Source organism: Pseudarthrobacter chlorophenolicus A6, assembly GCF_000022025.1.
GTDB classification, from domain to species: Bacteria; Actinomycetota; Actinomycetes; order Actinomycetales; family Micrococcaceae; genus Arthrobacter; species Arthrobacter chlorophenolicus.
The window spans coordinates 3,849,142-3,866,645 of record NC_011886.1; the positions used below are offsets into that span (position 1 = coordinate 3,849,142).

General features: G+C 67.6%; 19 protein-coding genes and 1 riboswitch. Of the genes, 9 read left to right on the top strand and 10 right to left on the bottom strand.

Annotated elements, in window-relative coordinates; translation table 11 throughout:
* Positions 1–54: 54 nt before the first annotated feature.
* Positions 55–1,725 carry an amidophosphoribosyltransferase gene (gene purF / locus ACHL_RS17405; protein ID WP_043794197.1) on the top strand — a complete coding sequence of 557 codons (1,671 nt, stop codon included), beginning with the start codon at positions 55–57 and terminating at the stop codon, positions 1,723–1,725.
* Complete coding sequence (purM, locus tag ACHL_RS17410; protein ID WP_015938625.1) at positions 1,722–2,879, top strand: phosphoribosylformylglycinamidine cyclo-ligase; 1,158 nt, start codon at positions 1,722–1,724, stop codon at positions 2,877–2,879. The genes purF and purM overlap by 4 nt, the downstream gene beginning before the upstream one ends.
* A gap of 89 nt (positions 2,880–2,968) precedes the next feature.
* Here purM and ACHL_RS17415 read toward each other — a convergent pair whose 3' ends face one another.
* On the bottom strand, positions 2,969–3,736 hold the full coding sequence (locus ACHL_RS17415) for a VOC family protein (protein WP_015938626.1): 768 nt from the start codon (positions 3,734–3,736) through the stop codon (positions 2,969–2,971).
* A 146-nt stretch (positions 3,737–3,882) separates the two neighbouring features.
* A complete protein-coding gene (locus ACHL_RS17420) occupies positions 3,883–4,116 on the bottom strand; it encodes a DUF3073 domain-containing protein (RefSeq protein ID WP_015938627.1) in 234 nt (77 codons plus the stop codon).
* Positions 4,117–4,398: 282 nt separating this feature from the next.
* On the opposite strand from ACHL_RS17420, the gene ACHL_RS17425 reads away from it, so the two are divergent.
* On the top strand, positions 4,399–5,124 hold the full coding sequence (locus ACHL_RS17425) for a septum formation family protein (RefSeq protein ID WP_015938628.1): 726 nt from the start codon (positions 4,399–4,401) through the stop codon (positions 5,122–5,124).
* 37 nt (positions 5,125–5,161) lie between these two features.
* On the opposite strand, the gene clpB is transcribed toward ACHL_RS17425, so the two are convergent.
* The 6 genes from clpB to ACHL_RS17455 form a co-directional block, all read right to left on the bottom strand.
* Entirely contained in the window at positions 5,162–7,804 is a 2,643-nt protein-coding gene (clpB, locus tag ACHL_RS17430; protein ID WP_015938629.1) for an ATP-dependent chaperone ClpB, read from the bottom strand.
* Between the two features lie 257 nt (positions 7,805–8,061).
* Positions 8,062–8,814: a S1 family peptidase gene (locus tag ACHL_RS17435; RefSeq protein ID WP_015938630.1), complete on the bottom strand. Its 753-nt coding sequence runs from the start codon at positions 8,812–8,814 to the stop codon at positions 8,062–8,064.
* 168 nt (positions 8,815–8,982) lie between these two features.
* Positions 8,983–10,068, bottom strand: coding sequence for a sulfate/molybdate ABC transporter ATP-binding protein (locus ACHL_RS17440; protein ID WP_015938631.1), 1,086 nt, complete (start codon positions 10,066–10,068; stop codon positions 8,983–8,985).
* Positions 10,065–10,940, bottom strand: coding sequence for an ABC transporter permease (locus ACHL_RS17445; protein WP_015938632.1), 876 nt, complete (start codon positions 10,938–10,940; stop codon positions 10,065–10,067). The genes ACHL_RS17440 and ACHL_RS17445 overlap by 4 nt, the downstream gene beginning before the upstream one ends.
* On the bottom strand, positions 10,937–11,731 hold the full coding sequence (gene modA / locus ACHL_RS17450; protein ID WP_015938633.1) for a molybdate ABC transporter substrate-binding protein: 795 nt from the start codon (positions 11,729–11,731) through the stop codon (positions 10,937–10,939). The genes ACHL_RS17445 and modA overlap by 4 nt, the downstream gene beginning before the upstream one ends.
* On the bottom strand, positions 11,728–12,138 hold the full coding sequence (locus ACHL_RS17455; protein ID WP_015938634.1) for a TOBE domain-containing protein: 411 nt from the start codon (positions 12,136–12,138) through the stop codon (positions 11,728–11,730). Before ACHL_RS17455 ends, modA begins: the two co-directional genes overlap by 4 nt.
* A gap of 132 nt (positions 12,139–12,270) precedes the next feature.
* Here ACHL_RS17455 and ACHL_RS17460 point away from each other — a divergent pair, with 132 nt between their 5' ends.
* Both ACHL_RS17460 and ACHL_RS17465 read left to right on the top strand, forming a co-directional pair.
* Entirely contained in the window at positions 12,271–13,140 is an 870-nt protein-coding gene (locus ACHL_RS17460) for a DUF4031 domain-containing protein (protein WP_015938635.1), read from the top strand.
* Positions 13,137–13,952 (top strand): 2-phosphosulfolactate phosphatase, encoded by an 816-nt coding sequence (locus ACHL_RS17465; protein ID WP_015938636.1) that lies wholly within the window; start codon positions 13,137–13,139, stop codon positions 13,950–13,952. Before ACHL_RS17460 ends, ACHL_RS17465 begins: the two co-directional genes overlap by 4 nt.
* 188 nt (positions 13,953–14,140) lie before the next feature.
* Here ACHL_RS17465 and ACHL_RS17470 read toward each other — a convergent pair whose 3' ends face one another.
* Positions 14,141–14,542 carry a YccF domain-containing protein gene (locus tag ACHL_RS17470; protein ID WP_015938637.1) on the bottom strand — a complete coding sequence of 134 codons (402 nt, stop codon included), beginning with the start codon at positions 14,540–14,542 and terminating at the stop codon, positions 14,141–14,143.
* A 108-nt stretch (positions 14,543–14,650) separates the two neighbouring features.
* Positions 14,651–15,262 (bottom strand): phosphoribosylanthranilate isomerase, encoded by a 612-nt coding sequence (locus tag ACHL_RS17475; RefSeq protein WP_015938638.1) that lies wholly within the window; start codon positions 15,260–15,262, stop codon positions 14,651–14,653.
* 148 nt (positions 15,263–15,410) lie between these two features.
* Here ACHL_RS17475 and ACHL_RS17480 point away from each other — a divergent pair, with 148 nt between their 5' ends.
* From ACHL_RS17480 to ACHL_RS17495, 4 genes are all read left to right on the top strand, one after another.
* Positions 15,411–15,986: a HutD/Ves family protein gene (locus tag ACHL_RS17480; RefSeq protein WP_015938639.1), complete on the top strand. Its 576-nt coding sequence runs from the start codon at positions 15,411–15,413 to the stop codon at positions 15,984–15,986.
* 102 nt (positions 15,987–16,088) lie between these two features.
* Positions 16,089–16,619, top strand: a complete 531-nt coding sequence (locus ACHL_RS17485; protein ID WP_015938640.1) for a ferritin — start codon at positions 16,089–16,091, stop codon at positions 16,617–16,619.
* Between the two features lie 88 nt (positions 16,620–16,707).
* Positions 16,708–16,773, top strand: a riboswitch (guanidine-III (ykkC-III) riboswitch).
* A 9-nt stretch (positions 16,774–16,782) separates the two neighbouring features.
* Positions 16,783–17,106, top strand: coding sequence for a DMT family transporter (locus tag ACHL_RS17490; protein WP_015938641.1), 324 nt, complete (start codon positions 16,783–16,785; stop codon positions 17,104–17,106).
* The gene (locus tag ACHL_RS17495; protein WP_015938642.1) at positions 17,106–17,483 is read left to right on the top strand and encodes a DMT family transporter; all 378 of its coding nucleotides are present in this window, start codon (positions 17,106–17,108) and stop codon (positions 17,481–17,483) included. Before ACHL_RS17490 ends, ACHL_RS17495 begins: the two co-directional genes overlap by 1 nt.
* The last annotated feature ends 21 nt before the right edge of the window (positions 17,484–17,504 follow it).

The window sequence follows — 17,504 nt, forward strand, 5'->3', positions numbered from 1 at the left end:
GTCACAAAGCGGAGCGGGAAAAAGTCCTACCCCATGTCGTGCGATAATCGATCAGTGGCACGCGGCGATGGAAAACTTTCCCATGATCTTCTTCCCGGCGAAAAAGGCCCGCAGGACGCCTGTGGCGTCTTCGGCGTCTGGGCTCCCGGTGAAGAAGTAGCAAAACTAACCTATTACGGGCTGTACGCACTGCAGCACCGTGGCCAGGAGTCGGCTGGTATCGCTACCAGTGACGGCAAACGGATCAATGTCTACAAGGACATGGGGCTGGTGTCCCAGGTCTTCGACGAGACAACCCTCAACACCCTCACCGGGCACCTGGCCGTGGGGCATTGCCGTTATTCCACCACCGGCGCCAGCCACTGGGCCAACGCCCAGCCCACCCTCGGCGCCACCTCCACCGGCACCGTGGCCCTGGCGCACAACGGCAACCTGACCAACACCGCCGAGCTCAACGCCATGATCACCGAACGCAACGGCGGCCAGCTCACCGGCGAAATGAAGCAGGGCAACACCTCGGATACCGCGCTGGTCACGGCACTCCTTGAAGGCGAGCCCGGCAAGACCCTTGAGGAAACCGCCACCGAACTCCTGCCCAAGATCAAGGGCGGCTTCTGCTTCGTCTTCATGGACGAAGGCACCCTCTACGCGGCCCGCGACACCTACGGCATCCGCCCGCTGGTCCTGGGCCGGCTGGAACGCGGCTGGGTAGTCGCGTCCGAGCAGTCCGCCCTGGCCACCGTCGGTGCCAGCTTCATCCGCGAGATCGAGCCCGGCGAATTCATCGCCATCGACGAAGAAGGCGTGCGGTCCAAGAAGTTCGCCGAGCCCACCCCGGCCGGCTGCGTTTTCGAGTACGTGTACCTTGCCCGCCCGGACGCCGCCATTGCCGGCCGTTCGGTCTACGAATCCCGTGTGGAAATGGGCCGCCAGCTGGCCCGCGAAAACACCCACGAAGCGGACATTGTCATCCCCGTCCCGGAGTCCGGCACCCCCGCTGCCGTGGGGTACGCCGAGGAATCCGGCATTCCGTTCGCACACGGCTTCGTCAAGAACTCCTACGTGGGCCGCACCTTCATCCAGCCGTCACAGACCCTGCGCCAGCTGGGCATCCGGCTCAAGCTCAACGCCCTGGAATCCGTGATCCGCGGCAAGCGCGTGGTGGTGGTGGATGACTCGATCGTCCGCGGCAACACCCAGCGCGCGATCGTCCGGATGCTCCGCGAAGCCGGCGCCGCCTCCGTGCACGTGAAGATCTCTTCCCCGCCCGTGCAGTGGCCGTGCTTCTACGGCATCGACTTCGCGTCCCGGGCCGAGCTGATCGCCAACGGCGCCACCATCGAGGAAATCTCCCAGGCGATCGGCGCCGACTCGCTGGCCTACATCTCCGAAGACGGCATGATCGAGGCCACCCGCCAGCCGCGGGAACGCCTCTGCACCGCCTGCTTCACCGGCAAATACCCGATCGAGCTCCCGGGCGCCGACAAGCTGGGAAAGAACCTCCTGGAACGCACCGACCTTGGCGGCCTGGCACCGTCGCCGTCGGCCCTCCCGGGCGAAACCGCAGCCCTCGCCGTTGACTCGGACGAGGACCCTGCCGAAAAGGCCGGCGCTACCGGTTGCGATCCCGGCCCGGACTCCGAGTTTGAAAACCTGCTGACCGACGCCGACATGGTTCCAGACGTACACGCCGCCGCAGGCACTGACAAGAAAGAGTCCGTATGACTTCCGCAAACACTGCCGCCGGTTCCGCATCAGGGAAGGCCGGCATCACGTACGCCTCCGCGGGCGTCGATGTCGAAGCCGGCGACCGCGCCGTCGAGCTCATGAAGGGCGCCATCAAGGCGACCCACAACCCGTCGGTAATCGGCGGGGTGGGCGGCTTCGCCGGCCTCTATGACGTCTCGAAGCTGCTGACCTACAAGAAGCCGCTGCTGGCCACCTCCACGGACGGTGTGGGAACGAAGGTTGCCATCGCCCAGGCCATGGACATCCACGACACCATCGGCTTCGACCTCGTCGGCATGGTGGTTGACGACATCGTCGTCGTAGGCGCCGAGCCGCTCTTCATGACCGACTACATCGCCTGCGGCAAGGTGGTTCCCGAGCGCATCGCCGGCATTGTGCGCGGCATCGCTGCCGCCTGTTCCGTGGCCGGCACCGCCCTGGTGGGCGGCGAAACCGCAGAACACCCCGGGCTGCTGGGCGAGCACGAGTACGACGTTGCCGGCGCAGCCACGGGCGTCGTTGAAGAAGATGCCCTCCTCGGACCGGACCGAGTCCGCGCGGGCGACGTCGTGATCGGCATGGCCTCCTCCGGCCTGCACTCCAACGGCTACTCGCTGGTCCGCCGCGTAATCAACCACGCCGGCTGGGCCCTGGACCGCCAGGTCTCCGAGCTGGGCCGCACCCTGGGTGAGGAACTGCTTGAGCCCACCCGCGTCTACGCCGCCGACTGCCTGGACCTGGCCCGCACTTTCCCCGTCACCGGTTCTGCAGCGGTCCACGGCTTCAGCCACGTGACCGGTGGCGGACTCGCCGCCAACCTTGCCCGGGTCCTGCCGCAGGGCCTGGTGGCCACCGTGGACCGCGCCACATGGGAACTGCCGGCCATCTTCAAGCTCGTTTCCGAACTCGGCAACGTGCCGCTGGCCGACCTGGAGCGCACCCTGAACCTGGGCGTGGGCATGGTGGCCATCGTCTCCCCCGAAGCCGCGGATGCCGCCGTCGCGCGTTTGAACGAACGCGGGCTGCCGTCCTGGGTGATGGGCACCGTCGCCGCGGACTCCGATGCCATCCTGAAGTCCGGCCCGGACTACGTCCAAGGCGCCAAGGGCGTGGACGGCGGCGCAGTCCGCATGGTCAACGCCTACGCGTAGGAAATTTTTGACAGGGCCGCCCCTCATCCGCGCTCGTGCGGGTGCGGGGCGGCTCCGTTTTAGGGGCGGTTCCGCCCCACGCTGGGGGCTTAGACTTCCAGCAGGCTGAAGACGCCTCCCTGCGGGTCCTTCAGGGTTGCGGTGGCTCCGGGTGACTCATCGTCGGCCGGTTCCGGCGCGATCAGGACTTCCGCGCCCGCCGCAACGGCCTTGCCCACCGCTGCCGGGACATCCGCCACGCCGAAGTAAACCTGCCAGCCAGCAGGGCCGTCGTCGTGCGCCACCCCGGCAACCTCGGCACCGTCAACCATCAGCGTGCTGTAGGTACCGCCGTCCTCCTGCAGGTACTCCGTGACCTCATGCCCGAAAAGATGCTGGAAGAATCCGATGGCAGCCTGGGGCTCAGGAGTGAGCAGCTCGGCCCAAGACAGTGCGCCGGGCACGTTATACCGTCCTGAGCCACGGTGCGTTCCGGCCTGCCACACGCCGGTAGTGCCGCCGCCCGGCGGGTCAAGGAAGACCATGACGCCGGTGTCCCCCACCTTTTCGGGGCCGAACTGCACGGCACCGCCGGCGTGGATTGCCTCGCCGGCTATGCTGCGGGCGTCCTCCGCGGCCAGGTAGACGTTCCATTGGGCAGCTGCACCCGGCGCCTGCATGGGGCTCTGCGGTGCGATGGTGGCCACCACGTCGTCGCCGATGAAAGCCATCGCGTAGCTGCGGCCGTCCGGAGTCGGGTGGTCCTCGAAGCGCCACCCCAACACCTCTGCATAGAACTTCTTGGCAGCCTGGACGTCCGGCGTCTGAACGTCAGCCCAGCACGGGGCACCCTGCGGGTAGGTGTTCACAGTTGGCATGAAACCAACGGTACACGGGGATCCGTCGCCGCCTGGAAGGAACGACGGAAGGCCCGCGGGCACGCACAGTAAAGAGGCGCGCCCAAACGGGCCTTATGACCGAGGTCAGCAGTAATGGTGCTGCAAAAGAATGTGCTCAGCGGCGACTAGCCGATGCGACGGTTGTCTACCTCGTCGTCATCATCTTCCAAATCATCCGCATACTTATCCACATAAGCCGAATAGTCCGGTTCCACCGGCTCATTGGCGTAATGGCTCGTCACACGACTGCCTGGGCCCGTCAGCTCACGCTGAAGTGCCGAGTAGTCAGTGTTCGGGGAGTAGTACTTGATATCCCGAGCCTGCTTGGTAGCTTTTGCCTTTTGACGGCCGCGCCCCATGGCGTGACCCCCTTTTGTACTTGGACCGGAGGTGGTCACCTTGGCGATCGGTGAGGCCCCGGAATGTTTGGTCAATTTGTCGTACACCTAGATTACATGCTTTCGGCGGCCCCTGCTCGCCGCCCGGCGCGCTCCCACCGGTGGTTGGGTTACCATTCCCCGGTCCGCCCGCGGGTTTCCGGGTTTTTTCTTCGGTAGAGTCGCTTCAGGCAGCTGCCAAAACCCTTCGGACAGCGGGTTTTTACAGCACTGACGCGACGAACAACGCAGGAGGATGCAGCCGTGAACCCCCAGGACGTCCCGCCGAAGCCAGCCTCCCCACCAACAGCCGGTATCCCCCGGGTGGACGCCGCACCGGCACCGGCATCGGTGACGTGGCCACCGCAGCATGCTGAAGCCGGCCCTTCGGCCTCCGGTGCCGCCGGCACCACACCATCCGGCGCCACCACACCATCGGGTGCCACCGCGCCGAGCCCAACGCCCAGAACAAAGACCCTGTGGAAGGCGCTCTTCGCCGTCGTCCTCGTTGCCGTGGTGGGCGGCCTGGTGTGGCTGGCCCTGTGGCTCAACGCTGGTGCAGCCTCCCCGGAAGGCCAGGACGGCCAGGCTGGAGTCCTGGAAACCACCCCCACGCCGCGGGCGACGCCGCTGCCGCTGCCCAGGGACGGCGTCAAGCCTGCGGACTACGCCGTGGGTGACTGCTTCAAGGACTTCGATCCGGAATCGCTGGCCTCAACCGCGGTGCCCTGCGATACGGGTCATTCCGCGCAGCTGGTGGGGGTCTTCCGCTATCCCGCCGGTGAGCGCTATCCCGGGGCCGAGACGCTGAAGGCCAAGGCCCTGGAGATCTGCCAGGCCACCAAACTGGGGCCGGCCGCCAATAACTTCCAGCTCAACTACCAGCGCAGCTTCCCCAGCAGCACCAGCTGGGACGCCGGGGACCGCAGGGCGGACTGCTACGTGACGGCCCCGAACGGCAACGTCATCAACGCAAGCGTGCTGCCCTGACGGTTACCCGCCGGGACAGCACGCCCGTGAGGGGTCGCTAGTCCTTCCGGCGCACCGACAGCCCGGCCGACGGGGCACCCGTGAGGGCGTCCACGTTGCCGTTGGCGAGTTCGCCGGGATCGGCTGCGGTGTCCACCAGCACGGTGTCGCCGTCGATGATGTCTCCGGCGAGGATGGCCCTGGCCAGCCGGTCGCCGATCTCGCGCTGTACCAGCCGGCGCAGCGGGCGGGCACCGTAGGCGGGGTCGAAACCGGAAATGGCCAGCCAGGCCTTGGCCCCATCCGAGACCTCCAGGGTGAGCCGGCGTTCGTGCAGCCGCCGGCCCAGCTCGCCCACGTGCAGTTCGACGATGTGGCCGAGTTCCTCCACCGTGAGGGCGTCGAACAGTACCACCTCGTCCAGCCGGTTCAGGAACTCCGGCTTGAAGGACGCGTTCACCGTGGCCATCACGGCGTTGCGCTTGGCTTCGGCATCGAGGGTCTGGTCCACCAGGAACTGGCTGCCCAGGTTGGACGTCAGCACCAGGATGACGTTCCGGAAGTCCACGGTGCGGCCCTGGCCGTCGGTGAGGCGCCCGTCGTCGAGCACCTGGAGCAGGATGTCGAACACCTCGGGGTGCGCCTTCTCCACCTCGTCCAGCAGCACCACGGAGTACGGGCGGCGCCGGACGGCCTCGGTGAGCTGGCCGCCCTCTTCGTAGCCGACGTATCCCGGAGGGGCACCCACCAGGCGTGACACGGAGTGCTTCTCGCCGTACTCGGACATGTCGATGCGCACCATGGCACGCTCGTCATCGAACAGGAAGTCCGCCAGGGCCTTGGCCAGCTCGGTCTTGCCCACGCCGGTGGGGCCCAGGAACAGGAATGAACCGGTGGGCCGGTTGGGATCGCTGATGCCGGCCCGCGCACGGCGGACGGCATCCGATACGGCAGTGACGGCTTTGGCCTGGCCGATCAGCCGCCGGCCCAGCTCCTCTTCCATGTGCAGCAGCTTCTGGCTTTCGCCCTGCAGCATGCGCCCGGCCGGGATGCCGGTCCAGGCGGAGATGACCTCGGCGATGTCATCGGCGGTTACCTGTTCGGCCACCATCTGGGAGGACTTGTCCGTCACGGCAGCCTCTGCCTCGGCGGCGGCGTTGAGCTCGCGTTCCAGCGCCGGGATCTCGCCGTAAAGCACACGCGAGGCGGTTTCGAGGTCGCCCTCCCGGGCAGCTTTCTCATACGCGCCGCGCAATTCGTCCAGCTTTGCCTTCAGGTCGCCCACCCTGTTGAGGCCGGCCTTCTCGGCTTCCCAGCGGGCCTTGAGCCCGTTGAGTTCCTCCTCGCGGTCAGCCTTGTCAGCCCGCAGCGCGGCGAGCCTCTCCACGGACGCGGCATCCTTTTCGTCCTGGAGGGCCAATTCCTCCATGGTGAGCCGGTCCACCAGCCGCTGCAGCTGGTCAATCTCTTCCGGTGCCGAGTCGATCTCCATGCGCAGCCGGGAGGCGGCCTCATCCACCAGGTCGATGGCCTTGTCCGGAAGCTGCCGCCCGGAGATGTACCGGTTGGACAGGGTGGCTGCCGCCACCAGTGCGGAGTCAGCGATGGTGACCTTGTGGTGCGCCTCGTAGCGTTCCTTCAGGCCGCGGAGGATGCCGATGGTGTCCTCGACGCTTGGCTCTCCCACGTACACCTGCTGGAAGCGGCGTTCCAGGGCCGGGTCCTTTTCGATGTTCTCACGGTACTCATCCAGGGTGGTGGCACCGATCAGCCGCAGCTCCCCGCGGGCCAGCATGGGCTTGAGCATGTTGCCGGCGTCCATGGAGGAGTCGCCGGTGGCGCCGGCGCCCACCACGGTGTGGATCTCGTCGATGAAGGTGACGATCTGGCCTTCGGAGTTCTTGATCTCCTCAAGCACGGCCTTGAGCCGCTCCTCGAATTCGCCGCGGTACTTGGCGCCGGCCACCATGGAGGCGAGGTCCAGGGCGATCAGGGTCTTGCCGCGCAGGCTTTCTGGGACGTCGCCGGCGACGATGCGCTGGGCGAGTCCTTCCACGACGGCGGTCTTGCCCACGCCGGGCTCGCCGATGATCACCGGGTTGTTCTTGGTGCGGCGGCTCAGCACCTGGACGATGCGGCGGATTTCCGTATCGCGTCCGATCACCGGGTCCAGCTTGCCGGAGCGGGCCATGGCCGTGAGGTCTGTGCCGAACTTTTCCAGCGACTGGAAGGTGTTCTCAGGGTCCTGGCTGGTGACCTTCCGGTCGCCGCGGACGCCGGGAAGGGCGGCCGCCAGGGCTTCGTGGGAGGCACCGGCGTCGCGAAGGATCCTTCCCACGGCGTCGCTTCCGGCGGCGAGGCCCAGCAGCAGCACTTCGGTGGAGACGAACGTGTCGCCCAGGTTCTCGGCCTCGGTCTTGGCATTCTGGATGGCCTGCAGGGCCGGGCGGGACAGCTGGGCCTGCTGCGTGGAACCGCCGGAGGTGGCAGGGAGTGCCTTGATGGCACTGCTGGCCTGGACGCTGACGGCGTCCGGATCGGCTCCGGTGGCCTTCAGCAGCGCCACCGCCACGCCGTCGCGCTGGTCCATCAGGGCCTTCAGGAGATGGGCAGGTTCCACCTGCGGGTTGCCGGCAGTCGAGGCGTTCATGGCGGCAGCCGAAAGAGCCTCCTGGCTCTTGGTGGTGAATTTGACGTCCAAAGAGGGCTCCTTTCAGGGGCGGATTTCCTTTGGGTTGAGTGTACTACGCTCAACTTTGAAAAACCGCTGTCTTTGGACCCTGTTTTCCCACAGCGAACCCCCGGATTTTCCCGGCGGCGCCGTGCTGCGGAAACGCAAAACGCCGGCGGACGGCTCCCCCAACAAGCCGCCCGCCGGCGTGGCCGGCTGCGCGTCGCCGCGGAACCGCCGCCGCCCGCCCGGTTACCCGGACGGGCGGGAGCCAGGAAGGTTGAGGCTCAGGAAGCCCCCACCCCTGAGACGCTGGTGATCCAGCTGAGGTTGCGGGACACGGACGCGTGGTCGTTGTAGTACCTGGTGAAGCTGGAAGGGTTCGGGCTGGGCAGGATGCTCGACGTCGACAGGACACCTACCAGCTTGCCGTTGACGATGAGCGGGCCACCGGAGTCCCCGCCCAGGGTGTGCCCGCTTTGGGACTGCGTCCTGACGGAGGCTCCGCCGTAGGTGTCGGTGCCTTGGCCGGCCACGGTGACGTCGGCTGTCTTGAGGTTGTAGGACATGGTGCCCGCGCCTTCTGTCTGGTCGCCCCAGCCGTACACCTTGGCCGGAGTCCCGGTGGCAGGGAAGGAGCTGGAGAGGCCCACGTAAGAGCCGTAATGCGGGGTGGACAGCTTCAGCAGCAGGACGTCGCCGGTACTGGAGGCATAGCGGGCGGCCACGGTCTTCACGGTGCCGCCGGATTCCAGGTAGGTGGTTCCCAGCCGGACCGACTGCAGGGAGGCGGAATTGCAGTGCTTAGCCGTGATCACCCAGCTGGCCGAGATTTGGCTGCCGGTGCATCCCACTTTGGTGCCGGTGGCGTCAAAGGAGATCTGCGCTGCATAGGGGGCCGCTGAAATGGTGGTGGTGCTGCCGCCGGCTATGTCGGGGCTTGCCGTATCTCCGCCCGGAGTGGGGGCTGCCTGCGCGGACAGCGGTCCCATCAGCGCGGCGGTCGCGGTAACGGCGGCAAGGATTCTGGCGATTTTCACAGCGGTGGCTCCTTCGCAGGGGACCCCGCACCGCTGCCGGTTGAGGCGCGGACGGGGGTCGGTTCCGGTTGATGGGCGGCGGCGATGGCCTGCCGCCCATCCGAACGGTACCGGAACACTGTGAAGTTTGTCACTCACTTTGACAGAATATGTAAATAACTTTGTAAATCATGTCGCGTAGATGGATACCGCCGCCGACTTGACCACGAAGTGGGCAGTCATCCCCGGGGCCAGGCCCAGCTCTGCCGAGGCTGCGGGGGTGATGTCCGCCGCCAGGCCGCCTCCCCGGACCCGGATCTGGTCTCCATGGGGCTCAAGGTCGGTGACCTCCACGGGAAACGAATTGCGCGGGCTTCCGTGTGCGTCCGTCAGGAACACGGACACGGCCGACGGCGGAAACACGGCCGCGCCCGGCAGCCCGGCGGCGCCTGCCTGGCCCGCTTCGCCCGGTTCTTCCAGGTGCCCGGCGATCTCCAGGTCCGGGGCAACGCCTTGCCCGCCGGACGTCCGGATCCCGGATGCCGTCAGCGTTCCGGTGACGAAGTTGAGCCCGGCCAGGCCGGCAGCGAACGGGCTGCGGGGCCGCTCCAGCACCTCACGTGTTGGCCCGTCCTCCACGATGCGCCCGTTCTCGAGGACCACCACGCGGTCCGCCAGCATCAGCGCATCCAGCACGTCGTGGGTGACGATGATGGCCTGCCGGTCCGCGAGGACCCGTTTCAGCAGCCGCCGCAGCAGCGGGGCGGAATGGATGTCCAGGGCCGCCATGGGCTCGTCCAGCAGGAGGAGGCCCGGATCGGCAGCGAGGGCACGGGCGACGGCGACGCGCTGCGCCTGGCCGCCGGATAGCCCGGCGGGGCGGCGGCCGGCCAGGTCCGCAGCCTCCACCTCGGCCAGCCACTGCAGCGCGAGTTCCCTTGCCTTGCGTGGCGGGATGCCGGCGCTGCGTGGTCCGAAAGCCACATTGTCAGCCGCCGTGAGGTGCGGAAACAGCAGGGGTTCCTGGGCAAGGAGCGCGGTTCCCCGGCGGTGCGGCGGCGTCCACTGGTGGGTCCCGGACCCCAGGTGGAACAGCGTCCGGCCGTTCAGCCCGGCCTGCCCGGTGTCCGGCCGTATCAGGCCCGCGATGGTGGACAACAGGGTGGATTTGCCCGCACCGTTGGGACCCATCACCGCCACGGTTTCGGTGGGCCCCAGCGCGAGGGACACGTCAAAATCCCGCTGGGCCACGGCAGCGTGGAACGAGAAGCTCACCGGATGCTCCCGCCCGCGGTGCCCGCCGTCGTCGGGCGCTCCCCGGAACGGCCCCACAGAGCCTGGCCTTGGCGATGCAGTCCGCCGGGGCGGCCATAGGCCAGCGCCACCACCGCCACCGCGACGGCCACCAGGACGAGTGACAGGGCGACGGCGGCATCGGGATCAGTCTCGCGCTGGAGGTAGATCTCCAGCGGCAGGGTGCGGGTAACGCCCTGCAGGCTGCCCGCGAAAGTGAGGGTGGCGCCGAACTCCCCCAGGCTGCGGGCAAACGAAAGCACGGCTCCGGAGACCAGCCCCGGGAGGATCAGCGGAAGGGTGACGCGGCGGAACACGACGCCCGGCGGCGCGCCGAGGGTGGCGGCCACGGCCTCGTACTTCTGCCCGCCGATCCTCAGCGCCCCCTCAAGACTGACCACCAGGAACGGCAGGGCCACGAAGGTCTGCGCAAGGACCACGGCGGTGGTGGAGAAGGCGATCTGGATGCCGAGGACCTGCAGTGCGCCGCCGAGGAGTCCCTGCCGGCCGAAGGTGTAGAGCAGCGCAATGCCGCCCACCACAGGCGGCAGCACCAGCGGCAGCAGGACCAGGGAGCGGAGCAGCCGCTGGAAGGGGAAGCTGCCGCGGGCCAGGACAAGGGTCAGCGGAACGCCGAGGACGATGCACAGGAGCGTGCTCGCGGCCGATGTGCGCAGGCTCAGTCCAAGTGCGTCCAGTGCAGACTCTGAGGTGACCAGCGGAATGAAGTTTGCCCAGTTGACCCGGGCCACGATGGCTACCAGGGGCAGGACCACCACCAGGGCGGCCAGGACAGCCAGTCCGGAAACCCACCGCGGGATGCCGGTATACGGCTGCCGCGCCCGAAGATTCATTGTCCGCCTGGGCCGAACCCGGCCTGGGCGAGAACCCGCTGGCCGTCGGATCCCAGCACGAGGTCGACGAAGGCCCTGGCCGCTTCCTTGTCCTTTGCCCCGGCCAGGGCCGTGATGGGGTACCTGTTGACGGCGGCACCGGCCTCCGGGAACGGGATGCTGTCCACCTTGGTCCCGGCTGATTTGACATCCGTGACATACACCAGGCCGGCGTCGGCTTCACCGGAGGTGACCTTGCCCAGGACGTCGGTCACCGCGTTTTCCTCGCTGACCGGGCGGAGGGTGACCCCCGCCTTGTCCGCCACCGTGGCGGCGGCCGCTCCGCAGGGCACCTGCTTGGCGCAGGTCACCAGCCGGAGGCCGTCCCTGGCGAGGTCCTGGAACCCGGTGACCCTGGCGGGATTTCCGGCGGGGACCGCAATGGCCAGGGTGTTGGTGGCGAAAACCCGGGGCTCGCCCTCGGCCAGTCCCGCCCCGGTGACCTTGTCCATGTTCTTGGTGTCCGCGGACGCAAAAACGTCCGCCGGAGCGCCCTGGTTGATCTGCGTGGCGAGGTCGGAGGAGCCGGCGAAGCTCAGGCTGACGCGGGTGCCGGGGTGCTGTGCCTCGAACGTTTCGACCAACCCGGTGAAGCTGGACTTGAGCGACGCCGCGGCGAAGACGGTCAGGGTTGTGGCAGCGGGTTCGGATGAGGTGCCTGTGCTGCCCGCCGGTGCGCTGCTGCCGGCACATCCGGCCAGCCCGGCCGCCAGCGCCATGGCCGCGAACGCCGTGGTGAGGCTTCGTTTCATATTGTTCCCTTCCCCTGCGGGGTTTCAATGATGACGGTGGTCGCCTTGACCACAGCCGTAGCTACGGACCCCAGCTCGAGGCCCAGGTCCCGGACGGCTTCACTGCTCATCAGGGACACCACCCGGAAGGGTCCGCACTGGAGTTCCACCTGCGCCATGACCTTGTCCGCCGTTATCCCGGTCACCAGCCCCACGAACCTGTTGCGGGCCGAACTTCCGGTCCGGTGCGGGTCGTCGGGAAGCTGGGCGAGTTTCTGGGCGTGCCGGGCGAGCTCCAGCCCGTCCACGGCGAGCCGGCCGGACTCGTCCCTGAGGGCAGTGAGGGAGCCGTTGTCCGTCCAGCGGCGTACCGTGTCGTCACTGACACCGAGGAAGCGGGCAGCCTCTGAAACGCGAATGAGGGTCATTCGCTCATAGTAGTTCGTATCTGCGGACAGGATTGCCAATTTAACCCGCAGATCGGATTGTGACTGCGGCGCCGCTTTTGGCGGGTTTCGCCCTGCCGGGCGGCAGCGGGGCGGCGGCACTACACTTCCTGCATGGCCATTTACCTTGACCCGCCATTGTGGCCTGCGCACGGAACGCACTTCTCACATCTGGTTTCGGACAGTTCGCTGGAGGAGCTGCATGCTTTCGCCGGCGCCGCGGGCATCCCGGAGCGGGCGTTCGACGGCGACCATTACGATGTGCCGGAGCGGCGCTTTGATGACCTGGTGACTGCCGGCGCCGTACCCGTGGAGGCGCGGGTCCTGGTGCGGAAACTGATCGCCAGCGGACTGCGGATCCCCGCGCGGCAGCGGAACAAATCCCTCAAGGTGCCGCTGCTGAACAGGTGGAACACCATCATGGACGGCCATGATGCCCTGTTCCTGGACCTGCTGGACCGCTGGAGCGAACCGTACCGGCACTATCACGGCTGCACCCACCTGCTCTCGGTCCTCGAGGCGTTGGACCTGCTCACCGAGCCCGCCGAACCTCCCCGCACGGTGCTGCTGGCAGCCTGGTTCCATGACGCCGTCTACCGGGGAATCGCGGAGCAGGACGAGGAGGAGTCCGCACGCCTGGCGGAGGACCGGCTGGCCGACGCCGGGCTCCCCGACGCGGAGGTGGACGAGGTTGCCCGGCTGGTGCGCCTGACCTCGGACCACCGGCCGGAACCGGGGGACGACGGCGGCGCCCTCCTCTGTGACGCGGACCTTTCCGTCCTCGGCGGGGAACCGGACCAGTACGCCCGCTACGTGGCCGCCGTGCGCAAAGACTATGCGCACATTGGCGACGAAGACTTCGCCGCCGGCCGGGCCGCCGTCGTACGCCATCTGCTCGAACTGGACCCGTTGTTCCACAGCCCCCGCGCAAAGGCGCTGTGGGAGGACTCCGCGCACCGCAACCTGAAGGGCGAACTGGCATGAACGCACCGGGCTCGAACCCGCGGCACACCAGGACGGCGAATGCCGCGCACTGGCAGCTCCCCTATACAGTCCGCTTCGAGTGGGGACCGGACGCGGCCGCCATCACCTCCGGCGCCGACCTTGCCGTGGTGGTGGACGTCCTGTCCTTCACCACCTGTGTGAGCGTGGCGCTGGACCGTGGCGCGGAGGTGTTCCCTTACGCGTGGAAGGACACCAGCGCCGAGGACTTCGCCGCCCACCACGGCGCACAGCTTGCCGGACCGCGCGACGGCGGCGGGCTCAGCCTGTCCCCCGCCAGCCTGCGCGCCGCGGACTCCCTGGACCGGGTGGTGCTCCCCTCCCCCAACGGCTCAGCACTCTGCCATGAACTGGCCGGCCACGTTCCGCTGGTAGCCGCGGTGTCCCTCCGCAACGCGGCGGCAACAGCCGACTGGGTGGCCGCGAACCTGCCGGAGGACGCTGTGATTGCCGTGATCGCCGCCGGTGAGCGCTGGCACGACGGAACCCTCCGGCCCGCCGTGGAGGACCAGATCGGTGCCGGCGCCTTCATCGCAGGCCTGGCAGCTACGGGCAGGGGCGGCTACGACGCGGATGAAGGCAGGGACGGCCGGCACGGCTACTCACCCGAAGCCGTGGCGGCAATGGCCGTCTACGAAGCAGCCGAGCCGCGGCTGCGGGAGATGCTGCACGGCTGCGCCAGCGGCCGCGAACTGACGGGCGCCGGCTACGCTGAGGACGTGGACATCGCCGCGGAACTGGACGACAGCGATACCGTGGCCATCCTGGCGGACGGCGTATTCCGGCGCAGGTGAGGAATGTTCCTGCGAAGGGCCGGCTACTGCGTGAGCTGCTGGACCGAACCCGGGATGAAGCCCAAAGTCCTGATCAACGCCATAGTGGCAATGCCGTAGCCAATAGCCAGGGCAGCGATTGCCAGCAGCTTCCCGCGTTGCGAGTCTAGCTCTGACCGGGATCCCGCAAAAATGGCCAGAGCGCGGGACTAGCGGTAGGTGCTCACGAACGGGGTGCTGGTGGGCACGATCTGCTTGCCCAGCGGCATCAGGGACACCGGGATGAGCTTCAGGTTGGCGATGGCCAAGGGAATGCCGATGATGGTGATGGCCATCGCGATCGCGGTGGCGACATGGCCGATAGCGATCCAGATGCCGGCCACCAGCAGCCAGATCACGTTGCCCAGCAGGGCGAACGGCCCGTTGCCGCCCGGCTTGTCCACCACCATCTGCCCGAAAGGCCACAGCGCATAGGCCGCGATCCGGAACGAGGCGATGCCCCACGGAATGGTCACGATCAGCAGGCAGCAGATTACCCCTGCCGCGAAGTACCCCAGCGCCAGCCAGAAGCCGCCGAATACCAGCCAGATGATGTTGAGCAGTGTCTTCATGCATCCATTGTCCACCGCGACTGCGAACCCGAACGTGGGGGATCCCCCTGAGCGGACCCTGAATGGCCTGACTGACAACGCCCGAACACAGGGTTTACGGGGGCAGTCCTAGACTTTCGCGCCGGCCTTTGCGGCACCCACGAAGGCCCGGATCTTTGCCAGGTCCTTGACCCCGCGGGATGCCTCCACGCCGGAGGACACGTCCACGCCCCAGGCGTGGGCCGCCACGGAAGCATCCCGGACGTTGGCTGCGTCCAGCCCGCCGGCGAGCAACCACTGGCGGCCCTTCAGGACCGGGAGATCCGCCATGGACGCATAGTCCCAGCTCTCACCCGAGCCGGGTACGGCGGCATCGATCAGGAGGAGGTCTTCGCCCCAGTCCTCCAGCTCATCCGGCCCGGCACCAACGGTGACCGCCCTGACCAGCTTCATGCCGGCGTCGTGCACTGTGGCAACATCCGTGCGGGTGCGCTCGCCGTGCAGCTGGATCCACTGCAGCCCCGCGGCGCGGGCAATGGCAACGGCGTCGGCCACAGGCTCAGAGCGGAAGACGGCAATGGGCGTGACGCCGGCAGGCACGTCCGCCAGCAAGGTGGAAACCTGGCCGGGAGAGACCACCCGCGGGCTGGCGGTCAGGACGAATCCCACCGCATCCGCCCCGGCATCCACCGCTTCACGGATGGATTCAGACGTGCTGAGACCACACACTTTGACGAACATTCCCGGGCTCCTTCAGGCTGTTTTCGTGTTGACCCCCCGCAGGAGAGTAACAGGGCCGGGTCCAACCTGCGATGCGTGCCCACGTAATCAACCGCGCACTGCCAGGCAGCGGAACCGGCCGGCCCCGGCCGCGAACTAGGCTGGGCAGATGCAGATCATCCGTTTCGCAGAACTCAAGGCCACTCCCTGGCGCAACGGCGGCGGCACCACGCGGGAAGTCCTCAGCGGCCCGGCCGGCGAACCGGCCACGGCTGACGGGTGGGGCTGGCGGGTGAGCCTCGCCGATGTCACCAAGGCCGGTGACTTCTCACCGTTCCCGGGCTGCGAGCGCGTGCTGACCGTGGTGGAGGGCGACCTCCTGCTCCTCAGCGTGGACGGCTCCGAACGTCCGGTGGAAAAGTACCGGCCGTTCCGGTTCGACGGCGGCGCCGCCACCACTGCCGCCCTGCCCACCGGAGACATCAGGAACCTCAACGTCATCGCCCGGACAGATGCGTTCAAGGGCTACGCATCCGTCATCGAAATCTCCAAGAAGCGCGCCCACCCGGTGTTTGCGGGACAGATCGCCGTCCTGCTGCAAGGGCAGGCTACGGTGGAGGACGGGGCCGGCGGTTCAGCTGATCTTGCGCGGTACGACTCGGTGGTGGGATCCGATGACGCGACTCCGGAGGTCACCGGCCGCGGGTTCCTCGCCGTGGTGTCCATCGATCCTGCAACGGACTGACCCGCCGGCCATCCGGACGCGGCCAAGGACGGTCTCAACCCCCTCGAGGCCCGAGATTTTCCCCTCTGGTGGGAGCTCAGGTCCGTCCCTACACTCGGCACTATGACCACAACAACGTTCAACGCTCTCCTGTCCACCCAGATCGGCAACGAATTCACGGCGTCCCAGCAGTACATCGCCGTTGCCACGTGGTTCGCCAACCAGGACCTGCCCCAGTTGGCCCGCTACTTCTTCCGCCAGTCCGTGGAGGAACGGAACCACGCCATGATGATGGTCCAGTACATGCTGGACCGCGACATTCCCTTCAGCATTCCGGGCGTTCCGGCTGTCCGGACCGATTTCGCCAAGGTCACCGAGCCGCTGGCCCTCGCGCTGCAGCAGGAAAAGGAAGTCACCAGGAACATCGAGGACCTGTTCCGTGCCGCCCGCGCCGAAAACGACGCCCTGGGCGAGCAGTTCATGCTCTGGTTCCTCAAGGAACAGGTGGAGGAAGTGGCGTCAATGACCACGCTGCTGAACATCGCCGAACGGGCGGACAACCTCTTCGACATCGAGAACTTCATCGCACGGGAAACCGTGGGCGACGGCGGCCGCGACGCCAACGCGCCGGAAGCCGCCGGCGGCGCGCTCTGACCTGCTGACGGCTCCGGTTCCGCACACCGTGTGGTGACCTTGGGCACCAAGGGTGGCCGTCCGCCGTCGGACGTTGCTATGTTGGAAACCAAGGCTCCGCACCCGAGCCTCCGGACGACGGTTCAGTACCCGGCACGCGACAAGACTGGCCAAAGGATCTGTCATGTCGTGGTTAATCCTGGTTCTCTCCGGGGCGCTGGAAGCAGTCTGGGCCGCAGCCCTGCACCGCGCAGCGCAGGCATCCGGCAAACGCCGCATTGCCCCCTCCATCCTCTTCCTGGTGTCCGTCGCCGCCAGCACCGGCGGCCTGGCCCTCGCCATGCAAACCATCCCCACCGGCACCGCCTATGCGGTGTGGGTGGGCGTCGGCGTGGTGCTGACGTCCGCCTACGCGATGGCCAGCAAGGTTGAACGCCCGACGGCGGCGCGCCTGCTCCTGCTGACCGGCATCGCAGCGTGCGTGGTGGGCCTGAAGGTGGTGGCGTGATGTTGAAGCGTTCAGCTCCGTGGCTGGTGCTCCTGGCGTCAGCCGTCCTCGAAGCGGTCTGGGCCACCGCGCTCGGCTTGTCCGACGGCTTCAGCAAGCCGCTGCCCACGATGGTCTTCCTGGTCACCGCCACGCTCAGCATGCTGGGCCTGGGCATGGCCATCCGGTCCATCCCGCTGGGCACCGCGTATGCCATCTGGGTGGGCATCGGTGCCGCCCTGACCGTGGGCTGGGCGATGGCCACCGGCGTGGAACCCTTCAGCGTACTGAAGCTGCTGTTCATCGCCGGGATTGTGGGCTGCGCCGCCGGGCTTAAGGCGCTGCCCACCGGAAAGAATCAGCCGGCTCCCGCGCCTTCCGAAGCCACAAGCGACTAACGTGCTGCCTGGCCACAGCCC

Bases quoted from the DNA above. Each gene is read 5' to 3' on its own strand.
- ACHL_RS17455 (WP_015938634.1), bottom strand. From the start codon at position 12,138: ATGACCCTCATTCGCGTTTCAGAGGCTGCCCGCTTCCTCGGTGTCAGT.
- ACHL_RS17495 (WP_015938642.1), top strand. From the start codon at position 17,106: ATGTTGAAGCGTTCAGCTCCGTGGCTGGTGCTCCTGGCGTCAGCCGTC.
- modA (WP_015938633.1), bottom strand. From the start codon at position 11,731: ATGAAACGAAGCCTCACCACGGCGTTCGCGGCCATGGCGCTGGCGGCC.
- ACHL_RS17485 (WP_015938640.1), top strand. From the start codon at position 16,089: ATGACCACAACAACGTTCAACGCTCTCCTGTCCACCCAGATCGGCAAC.
- ACHL_RS17470 (WP_015938637.1), bottom strand. From the start codon at position 14,542: ATGAAGACACTGCTCAACATCATCTGGCTGGTATTCGGCGGCTTCTGG.
- ACHL_RS17445 (WP_015938632.1), bottom strand. From the start codon at position 10,940: ATGAATCTTCGGGCGCGGCAGCCGTATACCGGCATCCCGCGGTGGGTT.
- ACHL_RS17420 (WP_015938627.1), bottom strand. From the start codon at position 4,116: ATGGGGCGCGGCCGTCAAAAGGCAAAAGCTACCAAGCAGGCTCGGGAT.
- ACHL_RS17490 (WP_015938641.1), top strand. From the start codon at position 16,783: ATGTCGTGGTTAATCCTGGTTCTCTCCGGGGCGCTGGAAGCAGTCTGG.
- ACHL_RS17465 (WP_015938636.1), top strand. From the start codon at position 13,137: ATGAACGCACCGGGCTCGAACCCGCGGCACACCAGGACGGCGAATGCC.
- purM (WP_015938625.1), top strand. From the start codon at position 1,722: ATGACTTCCGCAAACACTGCCGCCGGTTCCGCATCAGGGAAGGCCGGC.
- ACHL_RS17475 (WP_015938638.1), bottom strand. From the start codon at position 15,262: ATGTTCGTCAAAGTGTGTGGTCTCAGCACGTCTGAATCCATCCGTGAA.
- ACHL_RS17480 (WP_015938639.1), top strand. From the start codon at position 15,411: ATGCAGATCATCCGTTTCGCAGAACTCAAGGCCACTCCCTGGCGCAAC.
- ACHL_RS17415 (WP_015938626.1), bottom strand. From the start codon at position 3,736: ATGCCAACTGTGAACACCTACCCGCAGGGTGCCCCGTGCTGGGCTGAC.
- ACHL_RS17460 (WP_015938635.1), top strand. From the start codon at position 12,271: ATGGCCATTTACCTTGACCCGCCATTGTGGCCTGCGCACGGAACGCAC.